At 67.8% G+C, this 21107-nt stretch carries 18 protein-coding genes; 12 read left to right on the top strand and 6 right to left on the bottom strand.

Annotation, left to right across the window (positions count from 1 at the left end):
* Window positions 1-54: 54 nt before the first annotated feature.
* Together AASM09_RS17590 and AASM09_RS17585 are read right to left on the bottom strand one after the other, a co-directional pair.
* Complete coding sequence (locus AASM09_RS17590; protein ID WP_049430687.1) at window positions 55-1353, bottom strand: ATP-binding protein; 1299 nt, start codon at window positions 1351-1353, stop codon at window positions 55-57.
* Window positions 1350-2087, bottom strand: coding sequence for a response regulator transcription factor (locus AASM09_RS17585; RefSeq protein ID WP_049430685.1), 738 nt, complete (start codon window positions 2085-2087; stop codon window positions 1350-1352). The genes AASM09_RS17590 and AASM09_RS17585 overlap by 4 nt, the downstream gene beginning before the upstream one ends.
* 182 nt (window positions 2088-2269) lie before the next feature.
* On the opposite strand from AASM09_RS17585, the gene AASM09_RS17580 reads away from it, so the two are divergent.
* The gene (locus AASM09_RS17580; protein WP_049430683.1) at window positions 2270-3556 is read left to right on the top strand and encodes an O-acetylhomoserine aminocarboxypropyltransferase/cysteine synthase family protein; all 1287 of its coding nucleotides are present in this window, start codon (window positions 2270-2272) and stop codon (window positions 3554-3556) included.
* Between the two features lie 425 nt (window positions 3557-3981).
* On the opposite strand, the gene ybaL is transcribed toward AASM09_RS17580, so the two are convergent.
* The gene (gene ybaL / locus AASM09_RS17575; protein ID WP_049428477.1) at window positions 3982-5679 is read right to left on the bottom strand and encodes a YbaL family putative K(+) efflux transporter; all 1698 of its coding nucleotides are present in this window, start codon (window positions 5677-5679) and stop codon (window positions 3982-3984) included.
* Window positions 5680-5837: 158 nt separating this feature from the next.
* On the bottom strand, window positions 5838-8225 hold the full coding sequence (locus AASM09_RS17570) for a TonB-dependent receptor plug domain-containing protein (RefSeq protein WP_100443662.1): 2388 nt from the start codon (window positions 8223-8225) through the stop codon (window positions 5838-5840).
* A 335-nt stretch (window positions 8226-8560) separates the two neighbouring features.
* Here AASM09_RS17570 and AASM09_RS17565 point away from each other — a divergent pair, with 335 nt between their 5' ends.
* Window positions 8561-10426, top strand: coding sequence for an ABC-F family ATP-binding cassette domain-containing protein (locus AASM09_RS17565; protein WP_043400521.1), 1866 nt, complete (start codon window positions 8561-8563; stop codon window positions 10424-10426).
* Between the two features lie 114 nt (window positions 10427-10540).
* Here AASM09_RS17565 and ampR read toward each other — a convergent pair whose 3' ends face one another.
* The gene (gene ampR / locus AASM09_RS17560; protein ID WP_049429564.1) at window positions 10541-11404 is read right to left on the bottom strand and encodes a LysR family transcriptional regulator AmpR; all 864 of its coding nucleotides are present in this window, start codon (window positions 11402-11404) and stop codon (window positions 10541-10543) included.
* Between the two features lie 175 nt (window positions 11405-11579).
* Between ampR and blaL2 the strand changes: the two genes are divergently transcribed.
* From blaL2 to AASM09_RS17545, 3 genes are all read left to right on the top strand, one after another.
* On the top strand, window positions 11580-12491 hold the full coding sequence (gene blaL2 / locus AASM09_RS17555; protein ID WP_049429565.1) for a L2 family extended-spectrum class A beta-lactamase: 912 nt from the start codon (window positions 11580-11582) through the stop codon (window positions 12489-12491).
* 85 nt (window positions 12492-12576) lie between these two features.
* The gene (locus AASM09_RS17550) at window positions 12577-13791 is read left to right on the top strand and encodes a cation:proton antiporter (protein ID WP_049429566.1); all 1215 of its coding nucleotides are present in this window, start codon (window positions 12577-12579) and stop codon (window positions 13789-13791) included.
* Window positions 13792-13844: 53 nt separating this feature from the next.
* Window positions 13845-14486: a hypothetical protein gene (locus AASM09_RS17545; protein ID WP_049429567.1), complete on the top strand. Its 642-nt coding sequence runs from the start codon at window positions 13845-13847 to the stop codon at window positions 14484-14486.
* 134 nt (window positions 14487-14620) lie between these two features.
* Here the strand turns inward: AASM09_RS17545 and AASM09_RS17540 are convergent, their stop codons facing one another.
* Window positions 14621-15364 (bottom strand): DUF3011 domain-containing protein, encoded by a 744-nt coding sequence (locus tag AASM09_RS17540; protein ID WP_049429568.1) that lies wholly within the window; start codon window positions 15362-15364, stop codon window positions 14621-14623.
* A 158-nt stretch (window positions 15365-15522) separates the two neighbouring features.
* Here AASM09_RS17540 and aspS point away from each other — a divergent pair, with 158 nt between their 5' ends.
* The 7 genes from aspS (at window position 15523) to ruvA (ending at window position 21021) form a co-directional block, all read left to right on the top strand.
* Window positions 15523-17274, top strand: a complete 1752-nt coding sequence (gene aspS / locus AASM09_RS17535) for an aspartate--tRNA ligase (RefSeq protein WP_049429569.1) — start codon at window positions 15523-15525, stop codon at window positions 17272-17274.
* A gap of 16 nt (window positions 17275-17290) precedes the next feature.
* Entirely contained in the window at window positions 17291-17617 is a 327-nt protein-coding gene (locus tag AASM09_RS17530) for a hypothetical protein (protein ID WP_049429570.1), read from the top strand.
* Between the two features lie 31 nt (window positions 17618-17648).
* Window positions 17649-18170, top strand: a complete 522-nt coding sequence (locus tag AASM09_RS17525) for a GNAT family N-acetyltransferase (RefSeq protein WP_005410760.1) — start codon at window positions 17649-17651, stop codon at window positions 18168-18170.
* A gap of 75 nt (window positions 18171-18245) precedes the next feature.
* Window positions 18246-18878, top strand: coding sequence for an esterase/lipase family protein (locus AASM09_RS17520; RefSeq protein WP_043035110.1), 633 nt, complete (start codon window positions 18246-18248; stop codon window positions 18876-18878).
* A gap of 177 nt (window positions 18879-19055) precedes the next feature.
* Window positions 19056-19787, top strand: coding sequence for a YebC/PmpR family DNA-binding transcriptional regulator (locus AASM09_RS17515; RefSeq protein WP_049429571.1), 732 nt, complete (start codon window positions 19056-19058; stop codon window positions 19785-19787).
* Between the two features lie 105 nt (window positions 19788-19892).
* Window positions 19893-20414, top strand: a complete 522-nt coding sequence (ruvC, locus tag AASM09_RS17510; RefSeq protein ID WP_006386268.1) for a crossover junction endodeoxyribonuclease RuvC — start codon at window positions 19893-19895, stop codon at window positions 20412-20414.
* A 13-nt stretch (window positions 20415-20427) separates the two neighbouring features.
* Window positions 20428-21021, top strand: coding sequence for a Holliday junction branch migration protein RuvA (gene ruvA, locus AASM09_RS17505; protein WP_010481591.1), 594 nt, complete (start codon window positions 20428-20430; stop codon window positions 21019-21021).
* Window positions 21022-21107 lie beyond the last annotated feature (86 nt).

Genomic DNA, 21107 nt, shown 5'->3' with positions numbered 1-21107 from the left:
TCCCTCCGCAGTTGTGCGGGAGTTGTAATCAACTGTAATCGCGCCCTCGGGCGTTCAGCTGGCAGCCAGCGGCCAGTGCATTTCCAGGCGAGCGCCGCCCAGCGTGGCGCGGCTGATGCGCAGCTCACCACCGTGGCGGGCGGCGATGCGGCTGACGATGGCCAGGCCCAGGCCGAAGCCGCCGGTATCGCGGCTGCGGCTGTCGTCCAGGCGGGTGAATGGACGCATCACCTTCTCGCGATCGGCTTCGGCGATGCCGGGGCCGTCGTCATCCACACGCAGGCAGGCACGGCCGTCGACGCCGACCAGCGAGACCTCGACCTGTGAACGTGCATGGCGCAGCGCGTTGCCGACCAGGTTGCTCAACGCCAGCTGCAGCAGGCGCGGCTCGGCGTCCACGCGCGGCAGCGCGCTGGGCAGCACGCGCAGCACGCGCAGCACCAGGCTGGCGCGTTCGGCGTCACGACGCACATCGGCCAGGCAGGCCTGCAGCCAGTCGTTGGCTTCGATGCGCTGTAGCGGCTCGCTTTCGCTGGGGTGTTCCAGCCGCTCATAGGCCAGCAGTTCGCTGACCAGCCGGTTGAGTTCGGCCAGGTCGCCGTGGAGTCCCTGCGCAAGTCGCTCGCGACGTTCGCGATCATCGCTGTCCTGCATCAGGTCCAGGCCGAAGGCCACGCGCGCGATCGGGGTGCGCAGTTCGTGCGAGATCGCATGGGTCAGGTCGCGTTGGCGCTGCACCAGTTCGGCCACGCGCGCTGCCATGCGGTTGGAGTGTTCGACGATGACCCGGATCTGCGAGCGCGGCGAGACCTGTGCGCGCGCTTGCAGATCACCGGCACCGATGCGGTCGGCGTGCAGGCGCAGCGCTTCAAGATCGCGCCAGAGCAGGCGCACCCAGGCGTACAGGCTGGCGCCGACCAGCAGCAGGATGCTGAGGTATGCCGCGATTGTCATGTACGTCGTCATCTGCACCGCGCCAGGCAGGCGCAGGTGCAGCCACCGGCCTCCGATGCCTTCGATGGGCAGCAGGACCTGCTGGTATTGATCGCGCACGATGAAGCCATCGGTCTTCACGGCTGCCTGTTCCTGGGGGGCGAGCGCGGGAGGGCTGTCGAGCAGGGTCAGAGCGATGCCGTAGTGTGGCTGCCACTGCTGCAGGCGCTCACGCTGCTGGCCGGCGTCCAGGCCGGCCAGGCCACTGCGCAGGGCGTACACCTGCCCGCGCACCTGCTCGACGAACACGCGATCCTGCACAGGCGTGTAGATGCCGTCCAGGATGTGGTTGAGGAAGAACACCGACACCAGGAAGCAGGCACCCGTGATAAACCACAGCCACAGGAACAGTCGCTTCACGCCGACCAGGCCGATGGATTGAACTGGTAGCCACGGCCCCACACGGTCTTGATGCGCCGCGGTTCACGCGCATCGTCGCCGAGTTTGCGGCGCAGCTTGCCGATGCTGACATCGACGCTGCGGTCCAGGCCATCGAAGCCGATGCCGCGCACCGCCTGCAGGATCTGGTCGCGGGAGAGGATCTGCCCGGGCTGGCTGGCCAGCAACCACAGGATCTCGAATTCGGTGGTGCCCAGCTCGACCGGCTGGCCGTGCAGGTGTACGTCGCGCTGCATGCGGTCGATCAGCAGTTCACCATGCATCAGCCGGCAGGGGGTGCCGGTGTTGCTGCTGCCGTGGCGGCGGCGCAGCAGCGCGCGCAGGCGGGCCAGCAGCAAGCGCGGCTCGATCGGTTTGTGCACATAGTCATCGGCGCCCGATTCCAGGCCCAGCACCTGTTCGATGTCGTCCTCGCAGGCAGTCAGCATCAGGATCGGCACGTCGGAGAAGCTGCGGATCTGCCGGCACACGTCGATGCCACCGAGGCCGGGCAGCATCAGGTCCAGTACCACCAGTTCCGGCGCATGCTGGCGGCAGGCGGCGCCGGCCTGGTCGCCACGGGCGACATGCTGCACGGCAAAGCCATGCTCGTGCAGGTAGTCGCTGACCAGTTCGGCAAGGCGACGATCGTCCTCCACCAGCAGGACCGGTGTCGGCATGCCGTTGGTGGTGGGTGTCCAAGGGGATGGCTGCATGCGCGTGGGGCCTCCGTGCCCGGGCAGGAGCGCCCGGCGGCGAAGCCTAGCAACGGCTCATGACGGCTGCCTGAATCCCGGCCAACCTGATAACCGCCGGTACGCACGTCATCGCCAGTGGCTCTCAGTGCCAGGCTGCGGCTGGCCTATGGTGGCGGTTTCCCCGGATGGAGCCTGGTGCAATGAGCGACCCGCAGTGGCAACTGGAAACCCTGGCCGTGCATGGCGGCTACCGTCCCGACCCGACCACCCGCGCGGTGGCGGTGCCGATCTACCAGACGGTGGCGTACGCCTTCGATGACACCCAGCATGGCGCCGACCTGTTCGACCTGAAGGTGCCGGGCAACATCTACACGCGCATCATGAACCCCACCACCGACGTGCTGGAGCAGCGCCTGGCCGCCCTGGAAGGTGGCATCGGCGCACTGGCGCTGGCCTCGGGGCAGGCCGCGATCACCTATGCCATCCAGACCATTGCCGAGGCCGGCGACAACATCGTCGCCTCCAGCGCGCTGTATGGCGGCAGCCTCAACCTGCTGGCGCATACGCTGCCGCAGTACGGCATCCAGGCGCGCTTCGCCGACCCCGCCGATCCGGCCGCGTTCGCCGCGTTGATCGACGAGCGAACCAAGGCGGTGTTCGTCGAATCGATCGGCAACCCGCGCGGCAATGTCACCGACATCGCCGCCATCGCCGAAGTCGCTCACGCGGCCGGCGTGCCGCTGATCGTCGACAACACCGTGGCCACGCCCTTCCTGCTGCGCCCGTTCGAGCACGGAGCCGACATCGTGGTGCATTCGCTGACCAAGTACCTGGGCGGCCACGGCAACAGCCTGGGCGGTGCGATCATCGACTCTGGCCGTTTCGACTGGGCTGCGCAGCCGAAGCGCTTCGCCCGCCTCAACCAGCCCGATCCCAGCTACCACGGCGTGGTCTACACCGAGGCCCTGGGGCCTGCCGCCTACATCGGCCGCGCGCGCGTAGTGCCGCTGCGCAATACCGGCGCGGCGCTGTCGCCGTTCAATGCCTTCCTGATCCTGCAGGGCATCGAGACGCTGGCACTGCGCATGGAGCGCATCAACGCCAACGCACTGGCCGTCGCGCAGTTCCTGAAGGCGCACGCCAAGGTGGCGTGGGTGCGTTACGCTGGTTTGGCCGACGACCCGGAGCATGCCGCCGCGCAGCGCTACCTCGGTGGCCACGGCTCGGGCGTGCTGACCTTTGGCCTGCCGGGTGGGCGCGAAGCCGGCGCACGCTTCCTCGATGCGTTGAAGCTGTTCACCCGGCTGGTGAACCTGGGAGACGCCAAGTCGCTGGCCACCCATCCGGCGTCCACCACCCATCGCCAGTTGGACGCAGCTGAACTGGCCAAGGCCGGCGTCAGCGAAGACACCGTGCGTCTGTCGATCGGCATCGAGCACATCGGCGACCTGCGCGCGGACCTTGAGCAGGCCCTGGCCGGCGCCTGATAGCCACACGCTTGGTCGTCATCGCCACAGGCGATCACCACCCATCGCGCAATGCGCTACGGTGGAGCTGCCTCTCCAAGGCGTGGCAACGTGGCGATCCAGATCCCCGGTCGATGCGGGTCGACCGGGGATTTTTCATGTTTCCGGGGTCAGATCCGTTTTCCTGCGGAAAACGGATCTGACCCCATACGCCGCCGTGTCGACCAAGGTCGACACCCACCAACAGCAGCAGCGAACCGTCGAAGGCGGGGTGGGTCCGGTTGCAGGGGCGTGAGCGCCATGGATGGCGCGACCGAGCCTCCATGGACGGATTCACGGCGTCCCCTGCAACCGGACCCTCCCCGCCATCCCACGGATAGTCAGCTTTTGCTTTTGCCGTTGCTTTGGCAGGTGCAGGGCTGCAAGCCCTGCCGCACCCACACCCCTCACACCACCGGAATGCTGTGCTGCCCCAGATTCCGGTACGGCGGCGTCGACATGATCATCTCCGCCAGCGAATAGGCCAGCTCGCGCTCGGCCATCACCGTGCCATCGGCACCGTGTTCCAGCAGGTGCTTCACCTCGGCATCGCTGTGCGCACGTGCCAGCAGGGTCAGGTCCGGGTTGATCGCCCGTAGCTTGGCCAGCGCCTCACCGGCTTCCAGCGGCTGCGGAATCGCCAGCACCGCGATCTTGGCGCGCTCCGGATGAGCTTCGGCCAGCACCCGGTCGGCGGCGGCACTGCCGCGGATCGCCGCCAGGCCCTTGGCGTGCGCCTGTTCGACGTGTTCCTTGTTGTCATCGATCACCAGCACCGGCACGCCGCGATCGCGCAGCACCTGCGCCAGTTCGCTGCCGACCCGGCCGTAGCCGATCACGATGGCGTGGTCACGCAGGTCGCGCGAGGGACCGATGGCCTCTTCTGGCTCCGCCGGCTGCGGCTGCTGTTCCTGCTTGGCCTGCCAACGGTCGAGCAGGCCGAACACCAGCGGATTGAGCATGATCGACACCAGCGCACCAGCCAGCACCAGCGACTGGCCTTCCTTCGGCAGGATCTGCAGCGCCACGCCCAGACCGGCGATGATGAAGGCGAACTCGCCGATCTGCGCCAGGCTGGCCGAAATGGTCAGCGCAGTGCTGGTCGGGTGGCCGAACGCACGCACGATGAAGAACGCGGCGGCCGACTTGCCAAACATGATGATCAGCACGGTGGCCAGCACCTGCCAGGGGTGCTGGACGAGGATGTTGGGGTCGAACAACATGCCTACGGAGACGAAGAACAGCACCGCGAACGCGTCGCGCAGCGGCAGCGAATCGTGCGCAGCCTTGTGGCTCAGCTCCGATTCGTTGAGCAGCATGCCGGCGAAGAACGCGCCCAGTGCGAACGAGACACCGAACAGCATCGCCGAGCCGAATGCCACGCCCAGCGCGATCGCCAGCACTGACAGGGTGAACAGTTCGCGCGAGCCGGTACCGGCGATGCGTTCCAGGATCCACGGAATGACCCGGCGCCCGACCACCAGCATCACCGCCACGAACAGGCCCAGCTGCACGAAGGTCCAGCCGATGTCGGCCAGCACGCTGCCCAGCGAGTGCGATTCCTTGGCCGCATCGGGGCCAAACACGCCGGCCATCACCGGCATCATCACCAGTGCCAGCACGCAGGCCAGGTCTTCCACGATCAGCCAGCCGACCGCGATCTTGCCGCGCATGGTCTCCAGCAGGCGCCGCTCCTCCATCGCCCGCAGCAGCACCACGGTACTGGCAGTGGCCAGCGAGAAACCGAAGATGACGCCATGGATGGCCGGCCAGCCCATCAGCGAGGCCACGCCCCAGCCGAGCAGGGTGGCGACCGCGATCTGGCCGATGGCACCGGGAATGGCGATGGCCTTGACCGCCATCAGGTCCTTCAGCGAGAAGTGCAGGCCGACACCGAACATCAGCAGCATCACGCCCAGTTCGGCCAGCTGGTTGGCCAGCGCCTGGTCGGCGACGAAGCCGGGGGTGAACGGGCCTACACAGATGCCAGCAACCAGGTAACCGACCAGGGGAGACAAGCGGAGCTTGTTGGCCAGCGCGCCGAAGATGAAGGCGAGCCCCAGGCCAACGGCAACGATGTTGATCAGGTCGGTGTCATGGTGCATCGGCTCTCGCAGAAATCGGGGGGATGCCCCGATTTTCACCTAATGCGCCAGATGCAGCAAACCCAGCAGGCAAATGGGGTCAGATCCCTTTTCCTGCAGGAAAAGGGATCTGACCCCACCCGGGCCACGGAATGCCGGCCAGCGGCCGGCACTACCCCTTACCAGGTGTACTTGATCCGCCCATACACATACGCGCCGTTGAAGCCGAACGGCGAGTAGTTGCTGTACGGCAGCATGCCGAAGGTGGAGTTCTGCAGGTCTTCGGTGCGGTCCGGGTACTTGTCCAGCAGGTTGTCGGCGCCCACGGTCAGGGTCCAGTTGCTGCTCGGCTTGTAGCTGGCCGAGGCATCCACCACCCAGGCATCGCCGTAGGTCTGGTCACGCAGCGCGGTGGCCGAGTTGCGCACGGTGAACTTGCCGTAGCGGGTGGCGGCCAGGCCCAGTTCCCAGTGATCCGAACGCCAGGTGCCGCTCAGGATCGCCTTGTCGCGCGGGTAGCTGTCCTCGATGCGGCCGATCTCATCGCGGCCGATCAGCGACTGGGTCAGGCCCAGCGTGCCAAACACCGCCGGGGTGCCGCCGACGCGACGCACTTCGGTGTCATTGAGGCTGTAGGCCGCGGTCAGCTCCAGGCTGCTGGCGCTGAACGGCACCGTGTAGCTGGACACGAAGTCCACGCCACGGGTGCGCGTATCCAGGCCGTTGGTGAAGTACGAGAACGCGGTCACCTGCGGCAGGCCCAACCCGGCCAGCAGGGCACTGGAAGCCGCGTTGGTGGTGATGCTGGACGACAGCGCGATGCGGTTGTCGATGTCGATCTGGTAGGCATCGACGGTGATGTACAGGCGGTCCACCGGCTGCAGCACGAGGCCCAGGCTGTAGGAGGTGGAGGTCTCGGCCTTCAGCGGCGAGGCGCCCAGCGCCTGCGCGGCCGGGCTGGTGGTCGGGAAGGTGCCGCGTTCAACGAACACGCCATTGAGGAACTGGCTGGTGACGGCCTGGTAACCCTGCTGCGCCAGCGACGGTGCGCGGAAGCCACTGGACGCGGTAGCGCGCAGCGCGACCTTGTCGGTGAACGCGTAGCGCGTCGACAGCTTGCCGGAGAAGCGGTCGCCGAAGTCCGAGTAGTCCTCGTAGCGGCCGGTGATGCCCGCCGAGAACTTCTCGGTCAGGTCCGCTTCCAGGCCGGCGTAGACCGCGTAGTTGTGGCGGTCGGCATGCACTTCATTGGTCGGGGTGAAGCCCGCGAAGCCCTGCGCGCCGCTGCCGGTGTACGAGTTTAGCTCGCCCGGCTTCTGGTCCCATTTCTCCTTGCGGTACTCACCACCGAAGGACAGCGTGACCGGGTAGGCCAGGCCCCAGTCCAGCGACTTGGTCAGGTCGGCGTTGAAGATGTCCTGCTGGTACTTCAGCGTGCCGTCGTAGAACGAGCGCGGGCTGGTCGCACCGAGGCTGTAGTTGATGCTGTTGCGGGTGTGGAAATCGAGGGTGTTCTCGCCGTGGTTCAGGCTCAGGTCCCAGGTCCAGCCGCTGTCGGTGTTGCCCTTGACCCCGGCCACCAGCGAACGGTCCTTGGAATACTGGTTGATCTCCGGCACGTAGCCATCCGGGTAGGTCTGCGCCAGCAGCGCGCTCTGCCCGCTGTGGTTGCGCGAGCGGTAGAACGCGAACGAGGTGATGTCGCGGTTGCTGAGCAGCGCGCTGGCGTAGCCGGTCACGTGGTCGCTGAAGTCGAAGCTGGCGTTAGCCGAGGCGGCGGTGGCATCCACGCGCGGGTCGCCGACGATGAAGGTCTTCTGGCCGATGCTCGGGAAGTTGCCGGTGTTCGGCGTGGTGCCGCGGTACGGGCCGGCGCGGTTGCTCTCGTCCTGCTGGCTGATCTGGCCGGCCACGTGCACGCGGCCACGGCCGTTGCCGAACTCGACGCCGGTATCGCCGGACAGCTGGTACTTGTTGCCGTCACCGGCCGAGTACTGGCCGTAATCCACCGCCAGGCTGCCGCCACGGCCGCTGCCCTTGAGCACGATGTTGATGACGCCGGCAATGGCGTCCGAGCCGTACTGCGCCGACGCGCCGTCGCGCAGCACTTCCACGCGCTCGATCGCGGCGATCGGGATCGCGTTGATGTCCACCGCCGACGAGCCACGGCCGATGCTGCCGTTGACGTTGATCATCGCCGAGGTGTGGCGGCGCTTGCCGTTGACCAGCACCAGCACCTGGTCCGGCGACAGGCCGCGCAGCTGCGCCGGGCGCACGCCGCTGGTGCCGTCGGTCAGGGCCGGGCGCGGGAAGTTCAGCGAGGGCAGCGCGCGCGACAGCGCCGTGGCCAGTTCGCTGGTGCCGGTGGACTGCAGTGCTTCGGGGGTAATGATGTCGATCGGCGACTGCGATTCGGCCACCGTGCGGTCGGCCACGCGGGTGCCGGTGACGATCACTGTGTCCAGGGTGTTGGCGGCGGTGCCGGCCTGCTGGGCAGCGGCGACGAACGGAGAGCCACCGAGTGCGACAGCGACGGCGGCGGCGATCAGGCTGGTCTTGCGGGTCATCGGGATGGGGCTCCGGTTGGCAGGGGCGGCACCGGAATCGACATCACGGGGGTGAGGCGGACGGCGGTTGTTGCGGTGCGCAATACAGCAATTAACGGGATATTCAGTGCCTGTCAAATGCCGGGCGTCAGAAAAAACGTTGCAGCAGCAACCATTTAGCCCGGATCAGCGCTGGCGGGAAGGGAGCCCGGGACGCGCGCGGCGAGGACGTGGGAGAGAGGAACGTCGGCCACTGCGCATCCCGGGACACGTCAAGTATTCGTTAACGCTAGAATTGCGTCGCAGGAACAGTGCTTACCAGCACATTCCATCCGGTTATATGGACCCCTCCCCCGATGATCTCCCTTCGTAATTTCGCCTTGCGCCGCGGCGAGCGGCTGCTGTTGTCCAATGTCGACCTGACCCTGCACGCCGGTTACCGGGTGGGTGTGGTCGGCCGCAACGGTGCTGGCAAGTCCAGCCTGTTCGCGGCGGTGAAGGGCGAGCTGGAGGCCGACAAGGGGGACGTCGACCTGCCCGGCAAGGTCCGTATCGCCAGCGTGGCGCAGGAAACCCCGTCGCTGCCGGACCCGGCGCTGAGCTTCGTGCTGGGCGGTGACATCGAAGTGGCCGCGGTGCTGGCCGCCGAGGCCGAGGCGACCGCCCGTGAAGACTGGGAAGCGGTGGCCGAGGCGCACACGAAGATGGCCGAGCTCAATGCCTACGATGCCGAAGCGCGCGCCGGCAAGCTGCTGCACGGCCTCGGCTTCCCGGCCGAGACCCATCACCGCGCGGTGTCCTCGTTCTCCGGCGGTTGGCGCGTGCGCCTGAACCTGGCGCGCGCGCTGATGATGCCCAGCGACCTGTTGCTGCTGGACGAACCGACCAACCACCTCGACCTGGACGCGGTGTACTGGCTGGAACAGTGGCTGCTGAAGTACCCGGGTACGCTGCTGCTGATCTCGCATGACCGCGAGTTCCTCGACAACGTCGCCACCCACACCCTGCACCTGCACGGTGGTGGCGCCAAGCTCTACCCGGGTGGCTACACCGATTTCGAGCGCCAGCGCGCCGAACAGCTGCGCCAGCAGCAGATCGCGCACGAGAAGGAACAGGCCGAGCGCGCCCACCTGCAGAGCTTCATCGACCGCTTCAAGGCGCAGGCCAGCAAGGCCGCGCAGGCGCAGAGCCGCATGAAGCGCCTGGCCAAGCTGGCCGGCACCGAAGCGGTGCGCGCCGAGCGTGAGTTCCGCATCGAATTCGCGCCGCCGGCCAAGCTGCCGTTCTCGCTGATCCGCCTGAACCACGTCGAGGCCGGCTACGGCAAGGACGCGGTGATCCTGCACAACGTCGGCTTCGGCCTGGAAGCGGGCCAGCGCATCGGCCTGCTCGGCCCGAACGGCGCCGGCAAGACCACGCTGGTGAAGACCCTGGTGGGCGAACTGGCACCGATCGTCGGCGAGCGCATGGCGCACCCGGACCTGAAGATCGGCTACTTCGCCCAGCACACGGTGGAGTCGCTGCACGAAGGCCAGTCGCCGATGGAGCACTTCCGCGAGATCGCCCCGGATGCGCCGAACCAGTCGTTCCGCGACTTCCTCGGCAAGTGGAACTTCCCCGGCGACCGCGCATTCGAGCCGGTCGATGGCTTCTCCGGTGGCGAGCGCGCACGCCTGGCGCTGGCGCTGATCGCCTGGCAGCAGCCGAACGTGCTGCTGCTGGACGAACCGACCAACCACCTTGACCTGGAAATGCGCGAAGCGCTGGCCGAAGCACTGGCCACCTTCGAAGGCGCGATCGTGATGGTCTCGCACGACCGCCACCTGATCGGCCTGGTCTGCGATACCTACTGGCGCGTGGCCGATGGCGTGGTCGAGCCGTTCGACGGCGACCTCGATGCCTACGCCGCCTGGCTGCGTACCCGCCCGCAGGCGCAGGGCACCAAGGCACGCATGGAGCAGGTGGAAGAGCCGGTGGTGGTCAAGACCGCCCCGGTGGCGCAGGTGGTGCAGAAGAAGCCGGTGAACCCGCACAAGCTGGCCGCCGCCGAAGCCAAGGTGGCCGAGCTGGAAGGCGCCCTGGCCGAACTGGACCGGCAGCTGGCCGACCCGGCCAATTACGCCGATGCCACGCGCATGGCGGTGATCGGCCGTGACCGCGAAACCGCTGCCGCGCAGCTTGAAAAAGCCGAAGCGGCCTGGATGGAACTGCTGGAGTCCTGACCGGTAGTGCCGGCCGCTGGCCGGCTGGCTTTCTTGTAGAGCCGAGCCATGCTCGGCTTGCGCGCGCAGCGCGGTATTGGACATGAAGCAGCCGAGCGTGGGCTCGGCTCTACATCATGACTGCGCCTGCAGCCACTCGCGGAAGCGCTTGGCCGGCTCACGTTCGACGCGCGAGCGCAGCCGTGTCAGCCAGTAGCGGCCCAGCTCCAGCGTGGTGCCGAACGGCTGCAACAAGCGGCCCTCGGCCAGTTCCTGCTCGAACATGCGCAACGGCAGCAGCGCCACGCCGGCACCGCCGGCAGCGGCCATCGCCACCGTCAACGAGGAATCGAATACCGGCCCGCGTGCCTCCACGCCGCTGACCCCGGCCGCCTGCAACCAGCGCGGCCACTCGTCGCTGCGGTAGGAGCGCAGCAGTGGCAGCGTGCCCAGGTCACGCGGTTGCTTCAGGCGCCGTGCCAGCGCCGGCGCGCACAGCGGTGCGAAGGGCGCGTCGAGGATCGCCGTGCAGTGCTGGCCCTGCCAGTCGCCATCACCGAAGCGGATCGCCAGGTCCAGCCCTTCTCCCGCCAGATCGATACGGTTGTTGTGGGTCTGCAGGCGCAGCTCGATGTCCGGATGCGCGCTCTCGAACGCAGCCAGTCGTGGCAGCAGCCAGCCGGTGGCGAAGGTGCCGACCACGCCCAGGGTCAGTACCTCACGCGCAGGTCCGCCGGTGTAACGCGCGATGCTGGCCGAAATGCGCTCGAACGATTCGCTGAGCACCGGGTACAGCGCGGAACCCTCATCGGTCAGGGCAACGCCGCGCGGCAGGCGATGGAACAGGCGAATGCCGAGCCGGTCCTCCAGGCTGCGGATCTGGTGGCTCAGCGCGGCCTGGCTGACGCACAGCTCCAGCGCGGCACGGGTGAAATTCTGGTGGCGCGCGGCGGCCTCGAAGGCGCGCAGGGCGTTCAGCGGCAGGGTCGGGTGCAGCATGGCGCAGTCGTGAGCTGGAGTGATGGATGATCCTAGCGTGGCAACGGGTGATTTCGGAAAATTAAGGGGTTGAATGCGACAGGCATGAGTTCAGCTAATGGCTCGCGCTGATTTTTTGCGCTGGTCGCCCCGGTGGGCGACGCCAATAATCGAACGGTCCCCAGGAGAACCCCGCATGCTCGCCCGTCGCCGATTCCTGCAGTTCAGTGGTGCCGCTGTTGCTTCCTCGCTCGCCCTGCCGTTGCTGGCACGTGCGGCGGGCGCCACGACCGCCGCCGCCCCGGCCGATGCGGCCATCGCCGCCGCCAGTGATTTCGCCGCGCTGGAGAAGGCCTGCGCCGGCCGTCTGGGCGTGACCCTGCTCGATACCGCCAGCGGCCGCCGCGTCGGCCATCGCCAGGACGAGCGTTTCCCGATGTGCAGCACCTTCAAGAGCATGCTGGCCGCGACCGTGCTCAGCCAGGCCGAACGCACCCCTTCGCTGCTCGACCGGCGCGTACCGGTGCGCGAGGCCGACCTGCTCTCGCACGCACCGGTGACCCGCCGCCATGCCGGCAAGGACATGACCGTGCGCGACCTGTGCCGGGCCACGGTCATCACCAGCGACAACACGGCTGCCAACCTGTTGTTCGGTGTGGTCGGCGGGCCGCCAGCGGTCACCGCGTTCCTGCGTGCCAGCGGCGATGCGGTCAGCCGCAGCGACCGGCTGGAGCCGGAAATGAACAGCTTCGCCGAAGGTGACCCGCGCGACACCACCACGCCGGCGGCGATGGCTGGTTCGCTGCAGCGCGTGGTGCTGGGGAAAGTGCTGCAGCCGGCATCGCGCCAGCAGCTGGCCGACTGGTTGATCGACAATGAAACCGGCGATGCCTGCCTGCGCGCGGGCCTGGGCAAGCGCTGGCGGGTGGGCGACAAGACCGGCAGCAATGGCGAGGACGCGCGCAACGACATCGCCGTGTTGTGGCCGCGCGCGGGCGGCGCGCCGTGGGTGCTGACCGCCTATCTGCAGGCCGGCGCGATCAGCAACGAGCAGCGCGCCCTGGTGCTGGCCCAGGTAGGCCGGATCGCCGACCGACTGATTGGATGAGGTAACCGGGGTCATTCAAACGTGGCTTGCCGGATCGGTTCGGCGCGCGCATCCTGCGCGCGTTCGAACCCCACGGAAGACCCCGATGAGCCATGAGTTGATCTACCTGCTGCTGATCTTCGCGCTGCTGGTGATCCCGCGCGCGCTGCAGCGCTTCAGCCTGCCCGCACCACTGACCTGCCTGCTGTTCGGCATCATCGGCATGCTCTGGCTGGGCGACCAGGCCCACGATGCGGTGATCGGCCTGCTGGCCACGCTGGGTATTTCCTCGCTGTTCCTGTTCGCGGGCCTGGAAGTGGACCTGCAGGCGCTACGTCGTGGCATGTGGCCGCTGTTGGCGCACCTGGTGATCCGCAGTGCGACGCTGTTCGGCGTGGGCTGGCTGGCCTGGCGCTATGCGGGATTGCCTTGGCAGGCCGCCGGCCTGTTGGCGCTGGCGCTGCTGACGCCCTCCACTGGTTTCATCATGGATTCGCTGTCACGGCTGGGCCTGAGCGAAGACGAGCGGTTCTGGGTGACCAGCAAGGCCATCGCTGGTGAACTGCTGGCGCTGGCGGCGTTGTTCATCGTGCTGCAGGCCGGCGATCCGGGCCACATGGCGCTGTCCAGCCTGGCCCTGCTGGCGATGATGGTCGGCCTGCCGCTGCTGTTCATCGCGCTGGGACGCTGGGTGGCGCCGCACGCGCCGGGTTCAGAGTTCTCGCTGCTGGTGATGGTGGGCATGGTGGCGGCCTACATCACCTACCTGCTGGGCGTGTACTACCTGGTCGGCGCGTTCATCGCCGGGCTGGTCGCGCGTCTGCTGCACCAGCGCATGCCGCTGCTGGCCTCGCACGAGAACCTGCACGCGCTGCGCTTGTTCGCCTCGTTCTTCGTGCCGTTCTACTTCTTCAACGCCGGCACCAAGGTGCCCAGTGAAGCGCTCAGCTTCGAGGCGCTGGGGCTGGGCATCGTGATCACCCTGGTGGTGCTGCCGCTGCGCATCGGCGTGGTCTGGTTGCAGCGCCGGGTGATGTTCGGCGAGAGCTTCCGCAGCAGCCTGCGGGTCTCGCTGGCGCTGGCACCGACGCTGATCTTCACCCTGGTGCTGGCGGCGATCATGCGCGAGCGCTTCCAGATTCCGGCGGTGCTGTTCGGCGCGCTGCTGCTGTATGCCGCGTTGACCACGCTGCTGCCGTCGCTGGTGTTCCGTACCCCGTTCGATGTCGACCCGGTGGAACAGGAGCCGGCCGGCGAGGGCGAGGCCGCACCGGTGGCGGCGACCGAAGTACTGCCGGCAGCACCGTCTGCCGAGCGCTGAGCGGACCTGGCGCGCGGTTTGCGCCCATCGGCCATGGCCGTTAGGGTTGGGGCATGAGACCGATTGCCGTTGCCACTACCGCCGCCCTCCTGCTCAGCCTCGCTGCGTGCACGCAGCGCTCCGATACGGTCGCCCATGACCTGGCGACCGCACCGGCCGATGCGTTCATGGCCGCCATCGCCGCACATTGCGGCCAGGCCTACGCAGGCAAGGTGGTGGAGGACACGCCGGCACCAACCGGCAAGGACCCGTTCGCCGGGCAGCGCCTGGTGATGCATGTGCGCGGCTGCGCCGATCCGGCGCATGAGCTGCGCATCCCGTTCCATGTCGGTGATGACCACTCGCGGACCTGGGTGCTGACCCGCACGCCGAACGGGCTGCGCCTGAAACACGACCATCGCCACGAAGACGGCAGCCCCGACGCGATCACCCTGTACGGTGGCGACAGCACGCCGCCGGGAACTGCCGAACGTCAGCAGTTCCCGGCCGATGCCGACTCGGTGGCGATGTTCCGCCGTGCCGACATGCTGGCTTCCACGCACAACACCTGGGCGATGGAGATCGATCCGGACCAGACGTTCGTCTACGAGTTGACGCGCCCGGAGGGCCGCCGGTTCCGCGTGCAGTTCGACCTGAGCAAGCCGGTCGATCTGCCGCCGCCGCCCTGGGGCGACGACAAAGCGCCCGCACCGTGATCGCGGGATCGGATCCCTCCTGCGGAGGGCTCCGACCCCGGAAAGACCGCCAGTAGACCCACGCCATGCGTGGATGCGGGATGCCTGGCCGGGGTAAGAGCCCTGGCCGCTGGCCAGGGATCCGCCCCCGCAACTCAGCGCGTACCGAAGCGCGCGCGGCAGCCGTTGCTCACCCACACCTGGCCGCGCGAGTAGCCCCAGCTGCGGCCTTCCTGGCAGGCGCTGCCGGACAGCTGCTGCTGCAGCACTGGCCGGCCCTGGCGATCATCCCAGTCGCAGGTCTGCGAACGGTTGTTGTTGCTGCTGCAGGTGACGGAATAGTTGCTGTTGCCACCGCCCCAGCCGCCACCACCACCGCCCCAGCCGCGGGCCTCGGCGAATTCGGCGCGGCAGCCATTGCTGACCCACACCGCGCCGTTGCGCACACCCCAGGTACGGCCCTCCTCGCAAGGACTGCCGGACAACTGGCGGACCAGGCGGGCATTGCGCCAGCCGACCGGGCAGCTGCGCTCGCGATTGTTCTGGCTTTCGCAGCGGATGGTCTCGCCGGGTCGACCGTTGTTGCCACCCCAGCCGCCGCCATTGCCACCGCCCCAGCCGCCGCGCGACTCGACGAACTCGGCGCGGCAGCCGCCGGTGACCCAGATGGTGCCGTTGCGGCTGCCCCAGGTGCGGCCTTCCTCGCAGGGGCTGCCAGACAACTGACGGACCAGCTGCGCGCCGCGCCAGCCGGTGTTGCAGACCCGTTCGCGGTTGCTCTGGCTTTCGCAGCGGATCACCCCGTTCTGCGCAGAGGCGGATGGGGCGGGCAGGGTGAGGGTGCCCAGGGCACCCAGGCTGAGGGTTACGGCCAGGCTGGCCAGGGACAGCGGTTTCATGGCGGCATCCCATACGGTGGCAGGTGCCCGACTATAGGGAGGGGGGCGATCAAGCCGGTGTGACTGGCCGGATTTGCCCCGGCCGGGGCCTCGGCCGCAGAATACGAGGCTTTCCGGCCCCCATCCGGTGCCGGCGTTCTCCAGCGGAGCTTCCCCCCATGCGTACCCACTTCTGCGGCCTGGTCGACGAGACCCTGATTGGCCAGACTGTCACCCTCGCCGGCTGGACCGACGTGGCCCGTAACCAGGGCGGCGTCTGCTTCATCGATCTCCGCGATCATGAAGGCATCGTGCAGGTGACGGTGGAGGTCGACAATGCCGAAGTGTTCGCCGTGGCCGCGTCGCTGGGCTACGAGGACGTGCTGCATGTGGAAGGCGTCGTGCGCGCCCGCCACGCGGTGAACGACAAGATGCGCACCGGCAAGGTGGAAGTGATCGCCACCGCCATCACCGTGCTGAACAAGGCCGCGCCGCTGCCGTTCCACGCCCACGAGAACCCGGGCGAGGAAACCCGCCTGAAGTACCGCTACCTGGACCTGCGCCGCCCGGAAATGCAGCGCATGCAGCGCACCCGCATCAAGCTGGTGCAGGCCCTGCGCCGCCACCTGGACGAGAAGGGCTTCCAGGACATCGAAACCCCGATCCTGACCAAGGCCACCCCGGAAGGCGCGCGCGACTTCCTGGTGCCGGCGCGCATGCACCCGGGCGAGTTCTACGCCCTGCCGCAGAGCCCGCAGCTGTTCAAGCAGATCCTGATGGTGGCCGGCTTCGACCGCTACTACCAGATCGCGCGCTGCTTCCGCGATGAGGCCCTGCGTGCCGACCGCCAGCTGGAGTTCACCCAGCTGGACATGGAATTCGCCTTCGTCCGCGAGCGCGACGTGCAGGACTTCGTCGAAGACATGATCCGCGCCATCTTCAAGGAAGTGGTGGACGTGCAGCTGGATGCCAGCTTCCCGCGGATGACCTGGGCTGAAGCCATGCGCCGCTACGGCTCGGACAAGCCGGACCTGCGCATCGCGCTGGAACTGGTGGACGTGGCTGAACTGGTCAAGGACAGCGAGTTCCCGGTGTTCACCGGCCCGGCCAATGATGCCGAGGGCCGCGTGGCTGCGCTGCGCATCCCGGGCGGTGCGTCGCTGTCGCGCAAGCAGATCGACGAATACGCCGCGCATGCCGCCAAGTACGGCGCCAAGGGCCTGGCCTACATCAAGATCGCCGACAACGGCGAAGTCAGCTCGCCGATCCAGAAGTTCTTCAGCGAAGCGTCCTTCGCCGCGCTGGTCGCCCACGTCGGTGCCGGCAACGGTGACATCGTGTTCTTCGGCGCCGGTGGCTACAACAAGGTCTCCGACTTCATGGGCGCCCTGCGCCTGAAGGCCGGCAAGGACTTCGGCCTGGTCGCCGAGGGCTGGGCGCCGCTGTGGGTCACCGACTTCCCGATGTTCGAGTGGGACGAGGAAGAACAGCGTTACGTCGCCCTGCACCACCCCTTCACCGCACCGGCCGTGGACGACATCGCCGACCTGCGCGCCAACGCCCGTACCGCCGTTTCGCGCGGCTACGACATGGTGCTCAACGGCAATGAAATCGGCGGTGGTTCGATCCGTATCCACCGTCCGGACATGCAGAGCGCGGTGTTCGAGCTGCTCGGCATCGGTGCCGAGGAGGCCCGTGCCAAGTTCGGCTTCCTGCTCGACGCGCTGAACTACGGCGCGCCGCCGCACGGTGGCATCGCCTTCGGTATCGACCGCATCGCCGCGTTGATGGCCGGCACCGAGTCGATCCGCGACGTGATCCCGTTCCCGAAGACCACCGGTGCACAGGATCTGATGACCGACGCGCCGTCGCCGATCGTCGACGCGCAGCTGGCCGAAGTGCACATCCAGGTTCGCCCCAAGACCAACTGATCAGGAGATCCAGGCAATGACCGAGTTCGCGTTTTCGCTGGAGTGGGAAAAGCTGGGCAATGAAGGCGCCGAGGCCAATCTGGTCACCGAGCGTGCGCGTGTGTTCGGTGGTTGGCTGGTCCGCGTCGGTACCAACCCGGCGGCGATGGCCCTGACCTTCGTCTCCGACGGCGAAGGCCGCTGGGACGGTGAAGACTTCGGCGTCGAGGATTACGAAGACGACGAAGAGGAAGAGTACGACGAGGACGAGGAAGGCGAGGAAGGCGAGGAAGAAGAGGACGAAGAGGAATACGAGGAAGAGGACGAGGAAGACGAAGAAGCGGAATCGTCGGAAAAGGCTTGACCGTCCCTCCGCGCTGACGTCAACTTCCTGCATGTATTCGATCCGCCGCGCTACTGTGGACGACGCGCCGACCCTGTCGGCGCTGGCGGCCCGCACGTTCACCGAAACCTTCGGCCATCTGTATCCGCCGCAGGACCTCCAGGCCTTCCTTGAGGAGGCCTATACGGTCGAGCGCCAGCGCGTGATCCTGGCCCACCCGGATTACGCGGTGTGGCTGCTCGAGCTGGACGGGGAGGCGGTCGGCCATGCCGCCGCCGGTCCCTGTGGCCTGCCGCACCCGGACGTGAAGCCCGGTGACGGCGAGCTCAAGCGCCTGTACCTGATCAAGACCCAGCAGAGCTGTGGCTGGGGCAGCCGCCTGCTGGAAACCGCACTGGCCTGGCTGGAACACGAAGGCCCGCGCACCCTGTGGCTGGGCGTGTGGTCGGAAAACTTCGGCGCACAGCGCTTCTACGCCCGCTACGGTTTCGAGAAGGCCGGCGAATACCTGTTCCCGGTGGGCGACACGAACGATCTCGAATTCATCCTGCGCCGCGCACCGCGCGCAGCCTGATGTTCACCGCCGCTTGCTGCGCGCGCGTGTTCAATCACCGTACGTTCCTGCCCCGCTGACTGCCAGGCTGTTTGCATGACTCCCCCCGTATTGCTGCTGCATGGCATCTGGAATGCCCGCGCCTGGGTCGGGCCGCTGGCCTGGCGCCTGCGCGCGCGTGGCTTCCAGGTGCACGCGTTTGGTTATTCCTCGGTGTTCGGTGGCCCGGACGTGGCCGTGCCGCAGCTGCTGGAGCGGCTGGCCGATGCCGGCCCGTTGTCGCTGGTCGGCCACAGCCTGGGCGGGCTGCTGGCGCTGGAAGCGCTGCGGCGCAATCCGCAGCTGCCGGTACAGCGCGTGGTCTGCCTGGGCTCGCCGCTGCGCGGCAGTGGCACCGCGCGCTCGTTGTCCGATCATGGCTGGGGCCTGGCGCTGGGCCGCAGCAGCGAGCTGCTGCTGGATGGCCTGCCGGACTGGCAGGGCAAGGCCGAGGTTGGGTTGATCGCCGGCTCAGTGCCGCATGGGCTGGGCAGCCTGCTGGGCGCGATGGACGACGCCTCCGATGGCACCGTGGCCCTGGCCGAGACCCGCCTGCCGGGGCTGGCTGACCACTGCGTGGTGCGTACCAGCCATAGTGGCCTGGTGGTGTCGCCCGACGCTGCCCGGCAGACCGCGCATTTCCTGCGCCACGGCCAGTTCGACCACAGCCGCGACGCGGCGGCGGCATAGGGGCAGGGGGGGGCGGGGCCGCCCTGTAGAGCCGAGCCCATGCTCGGCTGCATTCCGTCGGGCCCATTGAGCCGAGCATTGGCTCGGCTCTACAACAATAAGGGCCTAGACACGGTTGCCGCCCCCGATCAGGTAGAATCCGCGCCTTGATCCTGAAGCAGCCAGACGGTAGCACCCATGGGTAGAGGCCCCTCCATCGAAGCCCGCAAGAACGCGTCCGACGCGAAGCGCGGCAAGATTTTCACCAAGATCATCCGCGAGATCGGCGTTGCCGCGCGCGGCGGTGGAGGCGACCCCAACAACAACCCGCGTCTGCGCGTGGCGGTGGACAAGGGCCTGGCCGTGAACATGTCCAAGGACGTGATCGAGCGCGCCATCAAGAAGGCCACCGGTGAACTGGAAGGCGTCGATTACGAGGAAATCCGCTACGAGGGCTACGCCCCGGGTGGCGTGGCCGTGATCGTCGATTGCCTGACCGACAACCGCGTGCGCACCGTGGCCGATGTCCGCCATGCGTTCAGCAAGTGCGGCGGCAACATGGGCACCGAAGGCTCGGTGGCCTTCATGTTCAAGCGCCTGGGCGTGCTCAGCTTCGCCCCGGGTGCCGACGAGGAAGCCATCACCGAGGCGGCCATCGAGGCCGGCGCCGATGACATTGTGGTCTATCCGGACGACGGCTCGATCGATGTGGTCACCAGCCCTGACGCGTTCAACGCGGTCAAGGATGCAATGACCGCTGCGGGCCATGTCGCCGACCACGCCGAGATCACCTTCCGCGCCGACAACGACATCAAGGTCGAAGGCGACGTCGCCCTGCAGGTCAAGAAGCTGCTGGACATGCTGGAAGACCTGGACGACGTGCAGGACGTGTACTCCAACGCCGAACTCGGCGCCGACGCCTACGCCTGAGCCGTCTTCGACGGCCTGGGCGCGGGCCGTTGAACGGTCACCGCGGACAGTCATGAGCCCATACGCCTGCCAGCGCATCCCGTTCCGCCCCGCCAGGAGTGCGGCATGACCCGCATCCTCGGCATCGACCCCGGTTCACAGCGGACCGGGGTCGGCATCATCGATGTCGACGCCACCGGCCGCGTCAGCCACGTGCACCACCAGCCGCTGGTGCTGCTGGGCGCCGACGACTTCCCGCAGCGCATGAAGCTGCTGGTGCTGGGCCTGGCCGACCTGTGCCGCGAATACGAGCCACAGGAAGTGGCCATCGAACGCGTGTTCATGGCCCGCAACCCCGATTCAGCGCTGAAGCTGGGCCAGGCCCGTGGCGCGGCGATCTCGGCCGTGGTGCTGCGCGACCTGCCGGTGCACGAATATGCGGCCAGCGAGATCAAGCTGGCGGTGGTCGGCCGCGGTGGCGCCGAAAAGCAACAGGTTCAACACATGGTCGGGCTCATGCTCAACCTGAAAACCAAGCTGCAGGCCGACGCGGCCGACGCGTTGGCGGTGGCGATCACCCATGCCCACGTAAGGGCGACGGCCAACCGCCTGGGGCTCAGTGCCCGCCAGGCGTGGGGCCGCAAATGAGGAGCTGCACGCAATGATCGGTCGACTGCGCGGCATCGTCGCCTACAAGGCGCCGCCGTGGCTGGTGGTGGACGTGAACGGAGTGGGCTACGAGCTGGAGGCGCCGATGAGCACCTTCTATGACCTGCCCGAGCTCGGCCGCGAGGTCACCCTGTACACCCATTACGCACAGAAGGAAGACAGCGTCTCGCTGTACGGCTTCCTGCGCGAGGGCGAGCGGCGCCTCTTCCGCGACGTGCAGAAGGTCAGCGGCATCGGCGCGAAGATCGCGCTGGCCGTGCTGTCAGGCGTCACCGTCGAGGAATTCGCGCGCATGGTCCAGGCCGGCGACATCACCGCGCTGACCCGCATTCCGGGCATCGGCAAGAAGACCGCCGAGCGCATGGTGCTGGAGCTGCGTGACCGCGCCGCCCAGTTCGGTGCCGGCGGCGCGCTGCCCACCGGCAGTGGCCCGGCCCCGGCCGACCCGCTGTCCGATGCCACCGTGGCGCTGCAGCAGCTGGGCTACAAGCCGGCTGAAGCCGCCCGCATGGCCCGGGACGCCTTCAATGAAGGCGACGAAGTGGCCACCGTGATCCGCAAGGCGCTGCAGTCGGCGCTGCGCTGATCCGCCTTCCTTTCCTTCAACGAACCGCCTGAGCTTCGCCAGGAGTCCCATGTCCAGCAGTCAAACCCCGCACGCAGCTGCCCCCG

This window comes from Stenotrophomonas maltophilia (genome assembly GCF_039555535.1).
In the GTDB taxonomy this organism is placed as follows: domain Bacteria; phylum Pseudomonadota; class Gammaproteobacteria; order Xanthomonadales; family Xanthomonadaceae; genus Stenotrophomonas; species Stenotrophomonas maltophilia_Q.
The sequence above is the reverse complement of the archived record's forward strand: the minus strand, read 5'-3'. Positions and strand labels throughout refer to the sequence as shown.